Source organism: Streptomyces sp. NPDC051569 (assembly GCF_044454085.1).
Lineage (GTDB): Bacteria > Actinomycetota > Actinomycetes > Streptomycetales > Streptomycetaceae > Streptomyces.
Genome location: NZ_JBITDJ010000006.1, coordinates 90,606 through 107,158, shown reverse-complemented (window position 1 = coordinate 107,158; position 16,553 = coordinate 90,606). Strand labels below are relative to the sequence as shown.

Annotated in this window: 14 protein-coding genes and 1 tRNA gene; 10 read left to right on the top strand and 5 right to left on the bottom strand. The window is 67.7% G+C overall.

Annotated features, from left to right (window positions below):
* Positions 1–68: 68 nt before the first annotated feature.
* The 5 genes from ACIBAE_RS12625 to rpmH are packed head-to-tail and all read right to left on the bottom strand — an operon-like array spanning position 69 to position 2,771.
* Positions 69–578, bottom strand: coding sequence for a protein jag (locus tag ACIBAE_RS12625; RefSeq protein ID WP_399284420.1), 510 nt, complete (start codon positions 576–578; stop codon positions 69–71).
* 14 nt (positions 579–592) lie between these two features.
* A complete protein-coding gene (yidC, locus tag ACIBAE_RS12620; RefSeq protein ID WP_399284419.1) occupies positions 593–1,876 on the bottom strand; it encodes a membrane protein insertase YidC in 1,284 nt (427 codons plus the stop codon).
* 3 nt (positions 1,877–1,879) lie between these two features.
* Positions 1,880–2,239, bottom strand: a complete 360-nt coding sequence (gene yidD / locus ACIBAE_RS12615; protein ID WP_399284418.1) for a membrane protein insertion efficiency factor YidD — start codon at positions 2,237–2,239, stop codon at positions 1,880–1,882.
* The gene (gene rnpA / locus ACIBAE_RS12610) at positions 2,236–2,607 is read right to left on the bottom strand and encodes a ribonuclease P protein component (RefSeq protein WP_399284417.1); all 372 of its coding nucleotides are present in this window, start codon (positions 2,605–2,607) and stop codon (positions 2,236–2,238) included. Before rnpA ends, yidD begins: the two co-directional genes overlap by 4 nt.
* Positions 2,608–2,633: 26 nt before the next feature.
* Positions 2,634–2,771 (bottom strand): 50S ribosomal protein L34, encoded by a 138-nt coding sequence (gene rpmH, locus ACIBAE_RS12605; protein ID WP_073787211.1) that lies wholly within the window; start codon positions 2,769–2,771, stop codon positions 2,634–2,636.
* A gap of 363 nt (positions 2,772–3,134) precedes the next feature.
* Here rpmH and dnaA point away from each other — a divergent pair, with 363 nt between their 5' ends.
* From dnaA to ACIBAE_RS12555, 10 genes are all read left to right on the top strand, one after another.
* Positions 3,135–4,871 (top strand): chromosomal replication initiator protein DnaA, encoded by a 1,737-nt coding sequence (gene dnaA / locus ACIBAE_RS12600; RefSeq protein ID WP_399284415.1) that lies wholly within the window; start codon positions 3,135–3,137, stop codon positions 4,869–4,871.
* Positions 4,872–5,830: 959 nt separating this feature from the next.
* Positions 5,831–6,961, top strand: a complete 1,131-nt coding sequence (gene dnaN / locus ACIBAE_RS12595; protein WP_399284414.1) for a DNA polymerase III subunit beta — start codon at positions 5,831–5,833, stop codon at positions 6,959–6,961.
* Between the two features lie 77 nt (positions 6,962–7,038).
* A complete protein-coding gene (gnd, locus tag ACIBAE_RS12590) occupies positions 7,039–7,926 on the top strand; it encodes a phosphogluconate dehydrogenase (NAD(+)-dependent, decarboxylating) (protein WP_399284412.1) in 888 nt (295 codons plus the stop codon).
* A 29-nt stretch (positions 7,927–7,955) separates the two neighbouring features.
* Positions 7,956–9,128, top strand: coding sequence for a DNA replication/repair protein RecF (gene recF, locus ACIBAE_RS12585; protein ID WP_399284411.1), 1,173 nt, complete (start codon positions 7,956–7,958; stop codon positions 9,126–9,128).
* Positions 9,125–9,751 (top strand): DUF721 domain-containing protein, encoded by a 627-nt coding sequence (locus ACIBAE_RS12580; RefSeq protein WP_399284410.1) that lies wholly within the window; start codon positions 9,125–9,127, stop codon positions 9,749–9,751. The genes recF and ACIBAE_RS12580 overlap by 4 nt, the downstream gene beginning before the upstream one ends.
* 683 nt (positions 9,752–10,434) lie before the next feature.
* On the top strand, positions 10,435–12,522 hold the full coding sequence (gene gyrB / locus ACIBAE_RS12575) for a DNA topoisomerase (ATP-hydrolyzing) subunit B (RefSeq protein WP_399284409.1): 2,088 nt from the start codon (positions 10,435–10,437) through the stop codon (positions 12,520–12,522).
* A gap of 51 nt (positions 12,523–12,573) precedes the next feature.
* The gene (gene gyrA, locus ACIBAE_RS12570) at positions 12,574–15,225 is read left to right on the top strand and encodes a DNA gyrase subunit A (protein WP_399284407.1); all 2,652 of its coding nucleotides are present in this window, start codon (positions 12,574–12,576) and stop codon (positions 15,223–15,225) included.
* Between the two features lie 87 nt (positions 15,226–15,312).
* The gene (locus ACIBAE_RS12565) at positions 15,313–15,924 is read left to right on the top strand and encodes a DUF3566 domain-containing protein (protein ID WP_399284679.1); all 612 of its coding nucleotides are present in this window, start codon (positions 15,313–15,315) and stop codon (positions 15,922–15,924) included.
* Positions 15,925–15,982: 58 nt separating this feature from the next.
* Positions 15,983–16,056: transfer RNA gene (locus ACIBAE_RS12560), tRNA-Ile, on the top strand.
* Between the two features lie 210 nt (positions 16,057–16,266).
* On the top strand, positions 16,267–16,401 hold the full coding sequence (locus ACIBAE_RS12555; RefSeq protein WP_003958712.1) for a DLW-39 family protein: 135 nt from the start codon (positions 16,267–16,269) through the stop codon (positions 16,399–16,401).
* Positions 16,402–16,553 lie beyond the last annotated feature (152 nt).

Here is a 16,553-nt window from a genome sequence, read left to right as displayed (position 1 = left end):
TGACTATCCGGCTGATAAAGATCGGCCCCGCCTGCGAAACAGACGGGGCCGAAGATCCAATGGACCGATCAGGCAGGGAGCACTACGACGAAGCGCTGCGGCTCCTCGCCTTCGGACTCGCTGCGCAGACCCGCGGCCGCGACCGCGTCATGCACAACCTTGCGCTCGAAGGGCGTCATGGGGTCCAGCTTCACCGGCTCACCGGTGCTCTTCACCTCATCCGCGGCCTTGGCTCCCAGCTCGGCGAGCTCCGTGCGCTTCTGGGCGCGGAAGCCCCCGATGTCCAGCATCAGCCGGCTTCGGTCCCCGGTCTCCCGGTGCACGGCAAGCCGCGTCAGCTCCTGGAGCGCCTCCAGGACCTCACCGTCGCGGCCTACCAGCTTCTGCAGATCCCGGTCGCTGTCGCTGATGATCGAAACCGCGGCCCGGTCGGCCTCGACGTCCATGTCGATATCGCCATCGAGGTCAGCGATATCGAGCAGACCTTCGAGGTAGTCGGCCGCGATCTCCCCTTCCTGCTCCAGGCGGGAGAGGCTGTCGCCCGCCTCGGCGGCGGCGGAGATGGTGCCTTCCGTCACGGATGGACTCCTTCTTACTTCTTGGACGGGTGCTTGGGCCGCTGCTGGCCCTTACGCTGCCCCGGCTTGGCTTGGCGTGCGGAACCGGCGGCGGGCTTGCCCGTCGGCTTGGACGTGGTGCCCTGCGGCTCGTCCTTCTTCTGCAACGAGGTCTTCGCCACGTCACCAGCGATCTCGGAGTCCTCGGCCTGTTCGTGCCCCGGCTTGTCCGTGCCCACATGGGAAGCGGCCTGCCGCTTCGCCTTGGTCTGGCGCTTCGGCTGCTGTCGCTTCGCGATACCGCCGGCCTCGGCCTCGGCCGTGGCGACATCGCTCTTGATCACCGTGCCGTCCGGCTGCGCGGCCAGACCAGCCTTGGTCAGGCCCGTGACGAACTTGCGCTCGTTGTCGTTGCGGTCGGGGCCCTTGGCCACGATCGCCCGGATGACGTTGCGCTTACGCCGGGACCGGATGTCCGTGTGCGTGCTGACGCTCTTCAGCAGACGCTGCAGGTAGGCGTCCTGCGCCTTGCTGCCGGGCGTCGGGTTCTGGTTGATCACGAACATCTGCTGGCCCATGGTCCACACGTTGGTGGTCAGCCAGTAGACGAGGACACCGACGGGGAAGTTGACACCCGTGACGGCGAAGATCACCGGGAAGATGTACATCAGCATCTTCTGCTGCTGCATGTACGGCGTCTTGACCGTCAGGTCGACGTTCTTGGTCATCAACTGGCGCTGCGTGTAGAACTGCGACGCCGACATCAGGATGATCATGATCGCCGTGACGATACGCACATCCGTCAGCGAGGCGTTCAGGGACGCGACCTTCGCGCTGCCGTCCGTGAACTTCGCGGCCAGCGGAGCGCCCAGGATGTGCGCCTGCCGCGCGCTGTCGAGAAGGCTCTGGTTGATGAAGCCGATCTGCTTGCCGCTCGCGATGGCGGAGAGCACGTGGTACAGGGAGAAGAAGAACGGCGACTGCACGAGGATGGGAAGGCACGAGGAGAGCGGGTTGGTACCCGTCTCCTTGTACAGCTTCATCATCTCTTCGGACTGACGCTGCTTGTCGTTCTTGTAGCGCTCCTGGATCGCCTTCATCTTGGGCTGGAGCACCTGCATGTTCCGGGTCGACTTGATCTGCTTAACGAAAAGCGGGATCAGGCAGATCCGGATCAGCACCACCAGGGAAACGATGGACAGTCCCCAGGCCCAACCCGTATCCGGGCCGAAGATCGCCCCGTACAGGCTGTGGAACTGGACGATGACCCACGAAACTGGCGTGGTGATAAAGCTGAAGAGACTGGCAATCGTGTCCACTAATCAGGCTCCTTGAGCATTGGGCGAGGTCTCTGCGGCCGGACCGGAGGTGTCGGGGACCGACCCCCCGGAAGGCACGTCGGCGGCGGAGTGCCCGCCCTTACGGCTGCGCCAAGCGTTGCGCAGCAGTTCGTGCCAACGCGGGCGTTTGCGGGGTGGGACGTGGTCCACGCCACCCGGCGACCACGGATTGCACCGCAGAATGCGCCAGGCGGTCAGGGCCGTGCCCTTCACCGCGCCATGACGGTCGATGGCCGTATATCCGTAGTGCGAACACGACGGGTAGTACCGGCAGACAGGCCCGAGAAACGGACTGATCGTCCACTGGTACAGCTTGATCAGGGCCAGCAGCGGGTATTTCATCGCGCGCCCCCTCCCAGCAACCGCCGGAAGGCGGCATTCAGGTCTTGGGCCAGCTGTGCATATTCGGCGTCGCCTGCTCCGGGCAGCGCCCGTACGACAACCAGGCTACCGGGGGGCAGCTCGGGCAGTCGGTCGCGTATCAGGTGACGAAGTCTTCGCTTCACCTGGTTGCGGACCACAGCTCCGCCGACGGCTTTGCTTACGACGAAACCCGCACGCGACGGGGGAGCGCTCTCCCCAGGCGCGCGCGGGTCCGTTGAACCGCTGCGTAGATGGACGACAAGAAGCGGGCGTCCGGCCCGCTGGCCTCGGCGTACCGCGATCGCGAATTCCTCGCGCCGCCTCAGCCGATTCTCGGTAGGCAGCACGTCACGACCTGTTGCTGATCAGGCGATCAGGCGGACAGACGGGCGCGACCCTTGTCACGGCGGGACGCGAGAATCGCGCGGCCGGCACGGGTACGCATCCGCAGCCGGAAGCCGTGGGTCTTGGCGCGACGACGGTTGTTCGGCTGGAAGGTGCGCTTGCTCACTCGGGGGCTCCAGAAAGTGATGTGTGGATGGCGGGACATCGCCTGGCTGTCACCGTGCGCCCACGAGTAGCTCGCGATTCACGCTCGATTGCACCGCTTCACAACCACAGTTCGTGATCTTTGCCCATCGGAGGCAGGCGGCAGCAGCCATCGACAACTCGACCTGGTCACGGTACGCGCGGCTACGCCATCCGGTCAAACCAGCTCCATGTCGACCTCCATTGTGCACAGGCTGTGGACAACAACTTGAACCACGCGGGTCGGCCTGACTACCGTGGCGGGACTCCGGCTTCTTTTCCGCCGGTCTTCCCATCCCGTCCCGAGAAGCACACATTCGTGGGACCTGCGAGAGAGCGTGCCCCTGTGGCTGATGTACCTGCCGATCTTGCCGCAGTGTGGCCACGTGTGCTGGAACAGCTCCTCAGGGAGGGCCAGCAGGGCATCGAGCCCAAGGACAAGCAGTGGATCGAGCGCTGCCAGCCCCTCGCACTCGTGGCCGACACGGCGCTCCTCGCCGTCCCCAACGAGTGGGGCAAGCGTGTCCTCGAAGGGCGCCTCGCCCCGCTCATCAGCGAGACCCTGAGTCACGAGTGCGGCCGGCCCATCCGGATCGCCATCACCGTCGACGACTCCACGGGCGAGCCCACCCCGCCGGCCCCCACCGTGCCCCAGCAGCACCGCTACCAGGGCCCGCTCCATGACGAGCAGCACCAGAACGACGCGTACGACGGCTACGGGCACCGGCCGTCGGACGACGGTATGCCCTCGGTCCGCCCCGCCTACCCGGACTACCAGCAGCAGCGGCCGAACCCCGGCGCCTGGCCGCGCACCCAGGAGGACCTCTCCTGGCAGCAGCCCAGGCTCGGCGGCTACCAGGACCGGGACCCGTACGCCACCGCCCACCCGCAGCAGCCGCAGCACGACTACCGGCAGCCCCCGGGCGGCGATCGTTCGCCGTACGAGCAGCACCCCGACCGCGATCTCCAGGAGCCGCCGGCGCCCCGGCACGGCGGCGCGACGGGTCCCTCGGGCGCACAGCCCGCCCCGGCCCCGGGACCTGGCGAGCCGCACGCCCGGCTCAACCCCAAGTACCTCTTCGACACCTTCGTCATCGGCGCGTCCAACCGGTTCGCGCACGCGGCGGCGGTGGCCGTCGCCGAAGCACCGGCGAAGGCGTACAACCCGCTCTTCATCTACGGGGAATCCGGCCTCGGCAAGACCCATCTCCTGCACGCCATCGGGCACTACGCGCGCAGCCTCTACCCCGGCACCCGCGTGCGGTACGTCAGCTCCGAGGAATTCACCAACGAGTTCATCAACTCGATCCGGGACGGCAAGGGCCACACCTTCCGCAAGCGTTACCGCGATGTCGACATCCTGCTGGTCGACGACATCCAGTTCCTGGCGAGCAAGGAGTCGACACAGGAGGAGTTCTTCCACACCTTCAATACGCTGCACAACGCCAACAAGCAGATCGTGCTGTCCTCCGACCGGCCGCCGAAGCAGCTGATCACCCTGGAGGACCGGCTGCGCAACCGCTTCGAGTGGGGACTGACGACGGACGTCCAGCCGCCGGAGCTGGAGACGCGTATCGCGATCCTCCGTAAGAAGGCGGTGCAGGAGCAGCTCAACGCCCCGCCGGAGGTGCTGGAGTTCATCGCCTCACGCATCTCGCGCAACATCCGCGAGCTGGAGGGCGCGCTGATCCGGGTCACGGCGTTCGCCTCGCTCAACCGGCAGCCGGTGGACCTCGGCCTCACCGAGATCGTGCTCAAGGATCTGATCCCGGGCGGCGAGGACGCGGCCCCGGAGATCACCGCGAGCGCCATCATGGCGGCGACCGCCGACTACTTCGGCCTGACGGTGGACGACCTCTGCGGATCGTCACGCAGCCGGGTGCTGGTGACGGCGCGCCAGATCGCGATGTACCTCTGCCGTGAGCTGACGGATCTGTCACTGCCCAAGATCGGCGCGCAGTTCGGCGGGCGCGACCATACGACGGTGATGCACGCGGACCGGAAGATCCGCGCGCTGATGGCCGAGCGGCGCTCCATCTACAACCAGGTCACGGAGCTCACCAACCGCATCAAGAACGGCTGAGGCGGTCGGCGCGCACCGCCTGTCGCCAAGGGCGCCCCGGGACACGGTCCTGGGGCGCCCTTCGTCGTCGGGGGCCCAGAACGGCCTTCCGGGCCCCGAAGCGGCCTTCCGGGCCCCCCGAAGCGGCACCCGAACGGCACCGAGGCGGCACCGGGCAGAGCTCGGAACGACCCCGCAAGGCCGCCGGGACGACCGCGCCGAAGGCGAGTGCCCCAGCGGCCTGTTCGAATAAGGGCCGCCACGGTGGACTTCTCCACAGAATGCGGAGAGAACGGCCGTCCACAGCCTGGGGACGGCCGAGTTGTCCAGACCGTATCCACAGGCTCATCCGCCGGAACGGCATCAGGCCAGGTCAGAGGCCTGTGGAATTGTGAACGAAGACGCTCCACAGGGTGTGGACAGATTTTTTGTCCACAGGCCGCCGTCGCTCTTGTCCACCGGCGGCCCACAGGCGGGTCTCTCTTGCCCACAGCTTCTCCACAGCGCTGTCCACTGTTCGGCAACCAAACACGCGGAATCGCTGAGCCGAGTGAAAGGCGTCACACCAAGGAGGCCGATTGGGCTGTGGGGAACGTGGGTAAAGCTGGGGACGGGCCTGGGGAGAACTACCCGCCTCCTGTGCATCGGGTGTGCAGAACTTTCGCCCGTCCACAGAACCGGCGAGTTGTCCACCGGTGTCACCCACAGGGTCGGTGGACAAAAAACCGGCTCTGACCTGCACAGATGGCGTTATCCACTGTTTCCACAGGACCTACTACTACTACCACTTAGAGTTAGCCAGGGATCCGCTTCGAAGCAGGGGCTGTGCACAACTTGAGCCCGGAGCGCCCGGAGCCCGTTTCCTCGATTTGACCCGCAGCCGCAGCGACTGTCGGCGCCGTACGTCAGACTGGTCACCGGCATCACAGCCGACGACGAAGGCCAGCAGGGCGAGCCAGCAACAGCAGGAGGCGGTTCCGGTGAAGATCCGGGTGGAGCGCGATGTACTCGCTGAGGCGGTGGCCTGGGTGGCCCGCAGCCTCCCGGCCCGTCCGCCGGCGCCCGTACTGGCAGGCCTTCTGCTGAAGGCTGAGGAGGGCGCTCTCAGCTTCTCCAGCTTCGACTACGAGGTCTCGGCCCGGGTCTCGGTGGACGCCGAGGTCGAGGAGGACGGCACCGTCCTCGTCTCCGGCCGGCTGCTCGCCGACATCTGCCGTGCCCTGCCCAACCGCCCGGTCGAGATCTCCACGGACGGTGTCCGGGCGACCGTCGTCTGCGGCTCTTCCCGCTTCACCCTCCACACACTCCCTGTGGACGAGTACCCCGCGCTGCCGCAGATGCCGACGGCGACCGGCACCGTCCCCGGTGAGGTCTTCGCCTCGGCCGCCTCCCAGGTGGCTATCGCCGCGGGCCGCGACGACACACTGCCGGTTCTCACCGGCGTCCGGATCGAGATCGAGGGCGACCGGGTCACCCTGGCCTCGACCGACCGCTACCGCTTCGCGGTCCGTGAGTTCCTGTGGAAGCCGGAAGTCCCGGACGCCTCCGCGGTCGCCCTGGTGCCCGCCAAGACGCTGCTGGACACCGCCAAGGCACTGACCAGCGGTGACACCGTCACTCTGGCACTCTCCGGCTCGGGCGCCGGCGAAGGACTGATCGGTTTCGAGGGGGCCGGGCGGCGCACCACCACCCGGCTGCTCGAAGGCGACCTGCCGAAGTACCGCACCCTCTTCCCCACCGAGTTCAACTCGATCGCGGTGATCGAGACCGCTCCGTTCGTCGAGGCGGTCAAGCGTGTGGCCCTGGTGGCCGAGCGGAACACCCCGGTGCGGCTCAGCTTCGAGCAGGGCGTGCTCATCCTGGAGGCGGGTTCCAGCGACGACGCACAGGCTGTGGAGCGGGTCGACGCGCAGCTGGAGGGTGACGACATCTCGATCGCCTTCAACCCGACCTTCCTGCTGGACGGCCTGAGCGCGATCGATTCGCCGGTCGCCCAGCTCTCCTTCACCACCTCGACGAAGCCGGCGCTGCTCAGCGGCAGGGCGGACGTCAAGGCCGAGGCGGACGAGGCGTACAAGTACCTGATCATGCCCGTGCGGCTGAGCGGCTGACCCCACAGGTGAGTGAGCGGGCCCGGGCGTAGGCTCGGGTTCTGGTACGAATCGCCTCAACGCTTAAGGAACGCCTGATGGAGCTCGGTCTCATCGGTCTCGGCAAGATGGGCGGCAACATGCGCGAGCGCATCCGCCGCGCGGGCCACACCGTCATCGGATACGACCGCAATCCGGACGTCGCCGATGTACACAGTCTCGAAGAGCTGGTGGGCAAGCTCAAGGGACCGCGCATCGTGTGGGTGATGGTCCCGGCCGGTGCCGCGACCCAGTCCACGATCGATGAGCTGGCGGATCTGCTCTCGCCCGGCGATGTCGTGGTGGACGGCGGGAACTCCCGCTGGACGGACGACGAGAAGCACGCGGTCGAGCTGGGCATCAAGGGCATCGGCTTCGTCGACTGCGGTGTCTCGGGCGGTGTCTGGGGCCTGGAGAACGGCTACGCGCTGATGTACGGCGGTGCCCCGGAGAACGTGGCGAAGGTGCAGCCCATCTTCGACGCGCTCAAGCCGGAGGGCGAGTTCGGCTCGGTCCACGCGGGCAAGGTCGGCGCCGGTCACTTCGCCAAGATGGTTCACAACGGCATCGAGTACGCCATGATGCAGGCCTACGCCGAGGGCTGGGAGCTGCTGGAGAAGGTCGACTCGGTCACCGATGTCCGTGAGGTCTTCCGCTCCTGGCAGGAGGGCACGGTCATCCGTTCCTGGCTGCTGGACCTGGCGGTCAACGCCCTGAACGAGGACGAGCACCTCGACGAGCTGCGGGGCTTCGCGCAGGACTCCGGCGAGGGCCGGTGGACGGTCGAGGCGGCCATCGACAACGCCGTCCCGCTGCCCGCGATCACCGCGTCGCTGTTCGCGCGCTTCGCGTCGCGGCAGGACGATTCGCCGCAGATGAAGATGATCGCGGCCCTGCGCAACCAGTTCGGCGGCCACGCGGTCGAGTCGAACGGCTCCAAGAAGTAACCCTGACCGGGGAAGGCCGGCGTACACCCATGCATGTCACGCATCTGTCGCTGGCCGACTTCCGGTCCTACGCCCGGGTCGAGGTTCCGCTCGACCCGGGCGTCACCTCGTTCGTGGGGGCGAACGGGCAGGGGAAGACCAATCTCGTCGAGGCGGTCGGCTACCTGGCGACGCTCGGCAGCCACCGGGTCTCGTCGGACGCGCCGCTGGTGCGGATGGGCGCGGACCGTGCGGTGATCCGCGCGGCGGTCACCCAGGGCGAGCGCTCCCAGCTGGTCGAGCTGGAGCTCAATCCCGGCCGGGCGAACCGGGCGCGGATCAATCGGTCCTCGCAGGTCAAACCGCGCGATGTGCTGGGGATCGTCCGGACCGTGCTGTTCGCGCCGGAGGACCTGGCGCTGGTGAAGGGCGACCCGGGCGAGCGGCGCCGTTTTCTGGACGAACTGGTCACGGCGCGGTCGCCGAGGATGGCGGGGGTGCGGTCGGACTACGACCGGGTGCTCAGGCAGCGCAACACCCTGCTGAAGTCGGCCGCCATGGCACGCCGGCACGGCGGACGGGGCATGGACCTGTCGACGCTGGATGTGTGGGACCAGCATCTGGCGCGGGTGGGGGCGGAGCTGCTGGCGCAGCGATTGGATCTGATCGCGGTGTTGCAGCCGCTGACGGACAAGGCGTACGAGCAGGTGGCACCCGGTGGTGGGCCGGTGTCCTTGGAGTACCGCTCCTCGGCCGCGCGTGATTCCGGGCGTGATGCCGCGGGTGAGCTGTCCGGTGAGGTATCCGGGGAGACCGCGCATACGCGCGATGAGCTGTACGAACAGCTGCTGGCCGCCCTGGTCGACGTACGCAAGCAGGAGATCGAGCGGGGCGTGACGCTGGTCGGTCCGCACCGCGACGAGCTGGTGCTGAGGCTGGGGCAGCTGCCGGCGAAGGGGTACGCCAGCCATGGTGAGTCCTGGTCGTACGCGCTCGCACTGCGGCTGGCCTCCTACGATCTGCTGCGCGCCGAGGGCAACGAGCCGGTGCTGGTGCTGGACGACGTGTTCGCCGAGCTGGACGCGCGGCGGCGGGAGCGGCTGGCGGAGCTGGTGGTTCCGGCTGAGCAGGTACTGGTGACGGCGGCGGTGGACGACGACGTTCCCGGTGTGCTGGCCGGGGCGCGGTTCATGGTGGCCGAGGGCGCGGTGGAGCGGGTATGAGCGGCGCGGGAAAGCCGGGGCGGGGCGACGGGCCGGGGCGGTCCGACGGCCCGTCCGGGGCCGACCAGCTGCCCCAGGAGACGGCCGGACAGGTGACCGGGGCGCCGCTTCCCTCCGAGTCGTCCGGGGTGGACCTGGCGCGCGTCGCGTTGCGTGCGGCGAAGGAGCAGGCGCGGGCGCGCGGCGCCGCCGCACAGCAGAAGAAGCAGGCCAGGCGTGGTGGCGGGCTGCGTTCGGGGGCGGGTGCGGACGGGCGGGATCCGCTGCCGCTGGGTGCGGCGATCAATCGTCTGATCACGGAGCGCGGCTGGGAGACGCCGGCCGCCGTGGGCGGTGTGATGGGCCGGTGGCCGCAGATCGTCGGTGAGGATCTGGCGAAGCACTGTGTGCCGCAGCGCTACGACGACGGCCATGATCAGCGGGTGCTGACGGTGCTGTGCGATTCGACGGCGTGGGCGACGCAGCTGCGGCTGCTGGCGCCGCGGCTGGTGGCCCGGCTGAACGAGGATCTGGGGCACGGCACCGTACGGATGATCAAGGTGCTGGGGCCCGGGGGGCCGCCGCAGCGGTTCGGCCGGCTCAGGGCGCCGGGGAGCAAGGGGCCGGGAGACACGTACGGCTGAGGGCGCGGGACCGCCTTGACGGAGCGGGTCCTGACGGTGCTGCCCGCGTGCCCCGAGTGAGCGCCCGAGCGGGCCCCCGAGCACGGCCCCCCGAGCACGGCCCCAGGAGCAGGGCCACGCGCGCCCGGGGCCCCGCCGCCGACTCCTGGTTGCCCCGGAGGACAGGCCCACGGCCCGCTACGGGATCTCTTGACGGATTTCCTCGCGCACCCTCGCGCACCCTCGCGCACGGACCCCTCGCCGGCTCCCCGGCGGGCTCGGGGCCGTGCGGATCGACCGGAGCCGAGCCCACCCGTACCCCTGATCAGCCTCCGGCTCCGGGCCCGGAGCCGGCCCTCGGCGGCCCCCGCCGCCCTTTTCGCGAGCTTTCCGGGAGCTCTGTGCGAGCTCTGTGCGAGCCGGTCCGCACCCTCGGGGGGTGAGGCGTCCCTCACCGTAGCGAGTGGTTGACAGGCCGAAGCGCTCAATGCCCGTGTGAGCCTCTTGGAGCCCCTTCCCGAATATGGGGAGTCGGGAGGCGCTCATTCAGGGCGGCACATGCGGACTCAGGTACCGGCAAACCCCCATTCGGGTCGGCGCTACCGGTAGACTGGTGCCAATTCCCGCGAGCTTGTGGGAACCGTCAACAGATGCTGACACCAGCCGAACGACGCAGCCGCTCCCGTTTGCCCGGAGATCGGCCTGTGCTGTGCCAGAAAGGGCGCTTCGTGGCCGATTCCGGCAACCCCAATGAGAAGACCCCGTCCACCTCCACCGGCGAGAACGGCGAGGTCACGTCCTCGTACGACGGCAGTGCCATCACCGTGCTCGAGGGCCTGGACGCGGTCCGCAAGCGGCCCGGTATGTACATCGGTTCGACCGGTGAGCGTGGGCTGCATCACTTGGTGTACGAGGTCGTCGACAACTCCGTCGACGAGGCCCTGGCCGGGCACGCGGACACCATCGACGTCACGATCCTCGCCGACGGCGGGGTACGCGTGATCGACAACGGTCGCGGTATCCCGGTGGACATCGTTCCGTCCGAGGGCAAGCCGGCCCTTGAGGTCGTGCTGACGGTGCTGCACGCGGGCGGCAAGTTCGGCGGCGGCGGTTACGCCGTCTCCGGCGGTCTGCACGGTGTCGGCGTCTCGGTCGTGAACGCCCTGTCCTCGAAGGTCGCGGTCGAGGTCAAGCGTGACGGCCACCGCTGGACGCAGGATTACAAGCTCGGTGTGCCGACCGCGCCGCTGGTCCGCAACGAGGAGACGGACGCCTCCGGTACGGCGGTGACGTTCTGGGCCGATTCGGACATCTTCGAGACGACCGAGTACTCCTTCGAGACGCTGTCGCGCCGTTTCCAGGAGATGGCCTTCCTCAACAAGGGCCTGACCCTGACGCTGACCGACGAGCGTGAGTCGGCGAAGGCCGTCGCGGGCGCGGACGTCGCCGGCGCGGATGTCGTCGGCGCGGACGAGAAGGCGGCGGAGGAGCGGGTCCGCACGGTGAAGTACTTCTACGAGGGCGGCATCGTCGACTTCGTGAAGTACCTCAACTCCCGCAAGGGCGAGCTCATCCATCCGACGGTCATCGACGTGGAGGCCGAGGACAAGGAGCGGCTGCTCTCGGTCGAGATCGCGATGCAGTGGAACGCGCAGTACAGCGAGGGTGTGTACTCCTTCGCGAACACGATCCACACGCATGAGGGCGGTACGCACGAAGAGGGCTTCCGCGCGGCGTTGACCGGGCTGGTCAACCGGTACGCGCGCGAGAAGAAGATTCTGCGCGAGAAGGACGACAACCTCACGGGTGAGGACATCCGCGAGGGTCTGACGGCGATCATCTCGGTGAAGCTCGGTGAGCCGCAGTTCGAGGGCCAGACGAAGACCAAGCTGGGCAACACCGAGGCGAAGACCTTCGTGCAGAAGGTCGTCCACGAGCACCTGACGGACTGGTTCGACCGTCATCCGAACGAGGCCGCGGACATCATCCGCAAGTCGATCCAGGCCGCCACGGCCCGGGTCGCGGCCCGCAAGGCGCGTGATCTGACCCGTCGCAAGGGGCTGCTGGAGAGCGCGTCCCTGCCGGGCAAGCTGAGCGACTGCCAGTCGAACGACCCGTCGAAATGCGAGATCTTCATCGTCGAGGGTGACTCCGCCGGTGGTTCCGCGAAGTCCGGCCGTAACCCGATGTACCAGGCCATCCTGCCGATCCGCGGCAAAATCCTGAACGTCGAGAAGGCGCGGATCGACAAGATCCTGCAGAACACCGAGGTCCAGGCGCTGATCTCGGCGTTCGGCACCGGGGTGCACGAGGACTTCGACATCGAGAAGCTCCGCTATCACAAGATCATCCTGATGGCGGACGCCGACGTCGACGGCCAGCACATCAACACCCTGCTGCTGACCTTCCTGTTCCGCTTCATGCGCCCCCTGGTCGAGGCCGGTCACGTCTATCTGTCCCGGCCGCCGCTGTACAAGATCAAGTGGGGTCGGGACGACTTCGAGTACGCGTACTCCGACCGCGAGCGCGACGCGCTGATCGAGCTCGGCAAGCAGAACGGCAAGCGGATCCGCGAGGACTCGATCCAGCGCTTCAAGGGTCTGGGCGAGATGAACGCCGAAGAGCTGCGCATCACCACGATGGACACCGACCACCGCGTGCTCGGTCAGGTCACCCTGGACGACGCGGCCCAGGCCGACGATCTGTTCTCGGTGCTGATGGGCGAGGACGTCGAGGCGCGGCGCTCCTTCATCCAGCGCAACGCCAAGGACGTCCGCTTCCTCGACATCTGAGTCGGTCTCAGCTGACGGATTCGAATAGGCCGAAAGGAACACTGACCAGCAATGGCCGACGAGAACACCCCTGCCACACCTGACAACCCCGACACACCCGCCGTCCCCGAGTCCGCCGCCCCGGAGACAGCCGTGGCGGTGGAGGGTCTGTCGCTGCGGGTCGAGCCGGTCGGGCTCGAGACGGAGATGCAGCGCTCGTATCTCGACTACGCGATGTCCGTCATCGTGTCGCGTGCGCTGCCCGACGTACGGGACGGTCTCAAGCCCGTGCACCGCCGGGTGCTGTACGCGATGTACGACGGTGGTTACCGGCCCGAGAAGGGCTTCTACAAGTGCGCCCGTGTCGTCGGTGACGTCATGGGTACGTACCACCCGCACGGTGACTCCTCGATCTACGACGCGCTGGTCCGGCTGGCGCAGCCGTGGTCGATGCGGATGCCGCTGGTGGACTCCAACGGCAACTTCGGCTCTCCCGGCAATGACCCGGCCGCCGCCATGCGGTACACCGAGTGCAAGCTGATGCCGCTGTCGATGGAGATGCTCCGGGACATCGACGAGGAGACCGTCGATTACAAGGACAACTACGACGGCCGGAACCAGGAGCCGACGGTTCTGCCGGCGCGGTTCCCGAACCTGCTGATCAACGGCTCGGCCGGCATCGCGGTCGGTATGGCCACCAACATCCCGCCGCATAACCTCCGTGAGGTCGCGGCGGGTGCCCAGTGGGCGCTGGAGCACCCCGAGGCGAGCCACGAGGAACTGCTCGACGCGCTGATCGAGCGGATCAAGGGCCCGGACTTCCCGTCCGGCGCGCTGGTCGTGGGGCGCAAGGGCATCGAGGAGGCGTACCGCACGGGCCGTGGCTCGATCACGATGCGCGCGGTGGTCGAGGTCGAGGAGATCCAGAACCGCCAGTGCCTGGTGGTCACGGAGCTGCCGTACCAGACAAACCCGGACAACCTCGCGCAGAAGATCGCCGATCTGGTCAAGGACGGCAAGGTCGGTGGCATCGCGGACGTCCGCGACGAGACGTCCTCGCGTACGGGTCAGCGGCTGGTCGTCGTCCTGAAGCGGGACGCGGTCGCCAAGGTCGTCCTGAACAACCTGTACAAGCACACCGAGCTGCAGACCAACTTCGGCGCCAACATGCTGGCGCTGGTGGACGGTGTGCCGCGCACGCTGTCACTGGACGCGTTCATCCGGCACTGGGTGACGCACCAGATCGAGGTCATCGTCCGGCGGACGAAGTTCCGGCTGCGCAAGGCCGAGGAGCGGGCGCACATCCTGCGCGGTCTGCTCAAGGCGCTCGACGCGATCGACGAGGTCATCGCGCTGATCCGGCGCAGTGACACGGTGGAGACCGCGCGTGCGGGCCTGATGGGGCTGCTCACGATCGACGAGATCCAGGCGAACGCGATCCTGGAGATGCAGCTTCGCCGGCTGGCGGCTCTGGAGCGGCAGAAGATCGTCGCGGAGCATGACGAGCTGCAGCAGAAGATCAATGAGTACAACGCGATCCTGGCCTCGCCGGAGAAGCAGCGTCAGATCGTCAGCGAGGAGCTGGCCGTCATCGTCGACAAGTTCGGCGACGACCGGCGCTCGAAGCTGGTGCCCTTCGACGGCGACATGTCCATGGAGGACCTGATCGCCGAGGAGGACATCGTCGTCACGATCTCCCGTGGCGGCTATGTGAAGCGGACGAAGACGGACGACTACCGCTCGCAGAAGCGCGGTGGCAAGGGCGTGCGCGGGACGAAGCTCAAGGAAGACGACATCGTCGACCACTTCTTCGTCTCGACGACGCACCACTGGCTGCTGTTCTTCACGAACAAGGGCCGTGTCTACCGGGCGAAGGCGTACGAGCTGCCGGACGCCGGCCGTGACGCCCGTGGCCAGCACGTGGCCAACCTGCTGGCTTTCCAGCCGGACGAGCAGATCGCCGAGATCCTGGCGATCCGCGACTACGACGCCGTGCCGTACCTGGTCCTGGCGACGAAGGCGGGTCTGGTGAAGAAGACCCCGCTCAAGGACTACGACTCGCCCCGCTCGGGCGGTGTCATCGCGATCAACCTCCGCGAGACGGAGGCGGGCGCCGACGACGAGCTGATCGGTGCCGAGCTGGTGTCGGCCGAGGACGACCTGCTGCTCATCAGCAGGAAGGCGCAGTCGATCCGGTTCACCGCGACGGACGAGGCACTGCGTCCGATGGGGCGTGCCACCTCGGGTGTGAAGGGGATGAGCTTCCGCGAGGGCGACGAACTGCTCTCGATGAACGTCGTCCGGCCCGGCACGTTCGTGTTCACCGCCACGGACGGCGGATACGCCAAGCGGACCCCTGTCGACGAGTATCGCGTCCAGGGTCGTGGCGGTCTGGGTATCAAGGCTGCCAAGATTGTGGAGGACCGTGGTTCTCTGGTCGGCGCGTTGGTCGTCGAGGCGACGGATGAGATCCTTGCCATCACCCTGGGCGGTGGTGTGATTCGTACGCGAGTCAACGAAGTCAGGGAGACGGGCCGTGACACCATGGGCGTCCAACTGATCAATCTGGGCAAGCGCGATGCCGTCGTCGGCATCGCTCGCAACGCCGAGGCGGGCCGTGAGGCCGAAGAGGTCGACGGGACCGATGACCCGGGGGCCGAAGCGGCCGGTACAGCGGAGGTCGCCGAGGGCAGCAAGCCTTCGGCCGGGCAGCACGAGGAGTAGAGCGTGAGTCGAGCCACGGGCGCCGGATCGGCCGATTCCGGAGAGAACGGAGCCCGTGGCTCCACCACGGACTCCCAGGGGGTAACGGTGACGGACACCCGGGGGCAGCAGCCCCCTTACGAGACGTACGGCTCCGACCAGTCGCAGCAGGCTGCGCAGCCGTACCACCCGCCCCAGGCGTATCCCTCGCCGGCCGGCGGGGGATCACAGGGCGGACAGCAGGGTCAGCAGCGGGGCGCGACCGGGCAGCAGCCGGCTTCGGCGGGGCCGGCGGGCGCCGCGTCCTCGGCGGTACGCCGTCCGAGGACCGGGGCGCGGACGACACCGCGGACGCGCAAGGCACGACTGCGGGTGGCCAAGGCCGATCCGTGGTCGGTGATGAAGGTCAGCTTCCTGCTCTCCATCGCGCTCGGGGTGTGCACGGTCGTCGCGGCCGCGACGCTGTGGATGGTCATGGACGCGATGGGCGTCTTCTCGACGGTCGGCGGGACGATCAGTGAGGCCACGGGCTCGAACGAGTCCAACGGTTTCGATCTGCAGTCGTTCTTGTCGCTGCCGCGGGTGCTCATCTTCACCTCGGTCATCGCCGTGATCGATGTCGTCCTGGCGACGGCTCTGGCCACGCTCGGCGCCTTCATCTACAACCTGTCGGCGGGCTTCGTGGGCGGAGTTGAGCTCACGCTCGCCGAGGACGAGTGAGGCGCGGGTATCGATTTTGGGGCTGGCCCTGAAGTGCGCTAATCTTCAGGGGCAGCGCGGGGCTATAGCTCAGTTGGTTAGAGCGCATCCCTGATAAGGATGAGGCCACAGGTTCAAATCCTGTTAGCCCCACCGCGAAGATCGGCCCGTACGGAGTGCATCCGTACGGGCCGATCGCATTTCCGGGATTCCTCCGGGGCGACTTCCGGGGCGACTTCCGAAGGGCCGCTTTTCTCGCGGCCGAAGGCCGGAGTGGGGTCGCGGCCAGGTCACTGATCGGTATCGGTCGGTGTGTATAGTCGGCCAGAAGTCCCCTACGTCAAGGAAAGACGAGGTCGCGCGGTGAAGAAGCTTCTCTTGGTCGCACTGGCCGCCATCGGCGGGCTCCTCGTGTACCGCCAGATCCAGGCGGATCGCGCCGAGCAGGATCTGTGGACGGAGGCGACCGATTCCGTGCCCGCAGGTTCGGGTGTGTGAGACGCGGTAGCCCTGAAGTCCTGATTGCGAGCCCCGGCCGTCGAACGGCCGGGGCTTCGTGCTGTCCACGACTTCGCGCTGTCCGGGCTTCGTGTGTCCGGCGCCCCTCTTCTGTTCACTCGTGTCTGTTCACTCGTGCGAATGAAGAGATT

Bases quoted from the DNA above. Each gene is read 5' to 3' on its own strand.
- yidD (WP_399284418.1), bottom strand. From the start codon at position 2,239: ATGAAATACCCGCTGCTGGCCCTGATCAAGCTGTACCAGTGGACGATC.
- gnd (WP_399284412.1), top strand. From the start codon at position 7,039: ATGGAGCTCGGTCTCATCGGTCTCGGCAAGATGGGCGGCAACATGCGC.
- recF (WP_399284411.1), top strand. From the start codon at position 7,956: ATGCATGTCACGCATCTGTCGCTGGCCGACTTCCGGTCCTACGCCCGG.
- ACIBAE_RS12580 (WP_399284410.1), top strand. From the start codon at position 9,125: ATGAGCGGCGCGGGAAAGCCGGGGCGGGGCGACGGGCCGGGGCGGTCC.
- gyrA (WP_399284407.1), top strand. From the start codon at position 12,574: ATGGCCGACGAGAACACCCCTGCCACACCTGACAACCCCGACACACCC.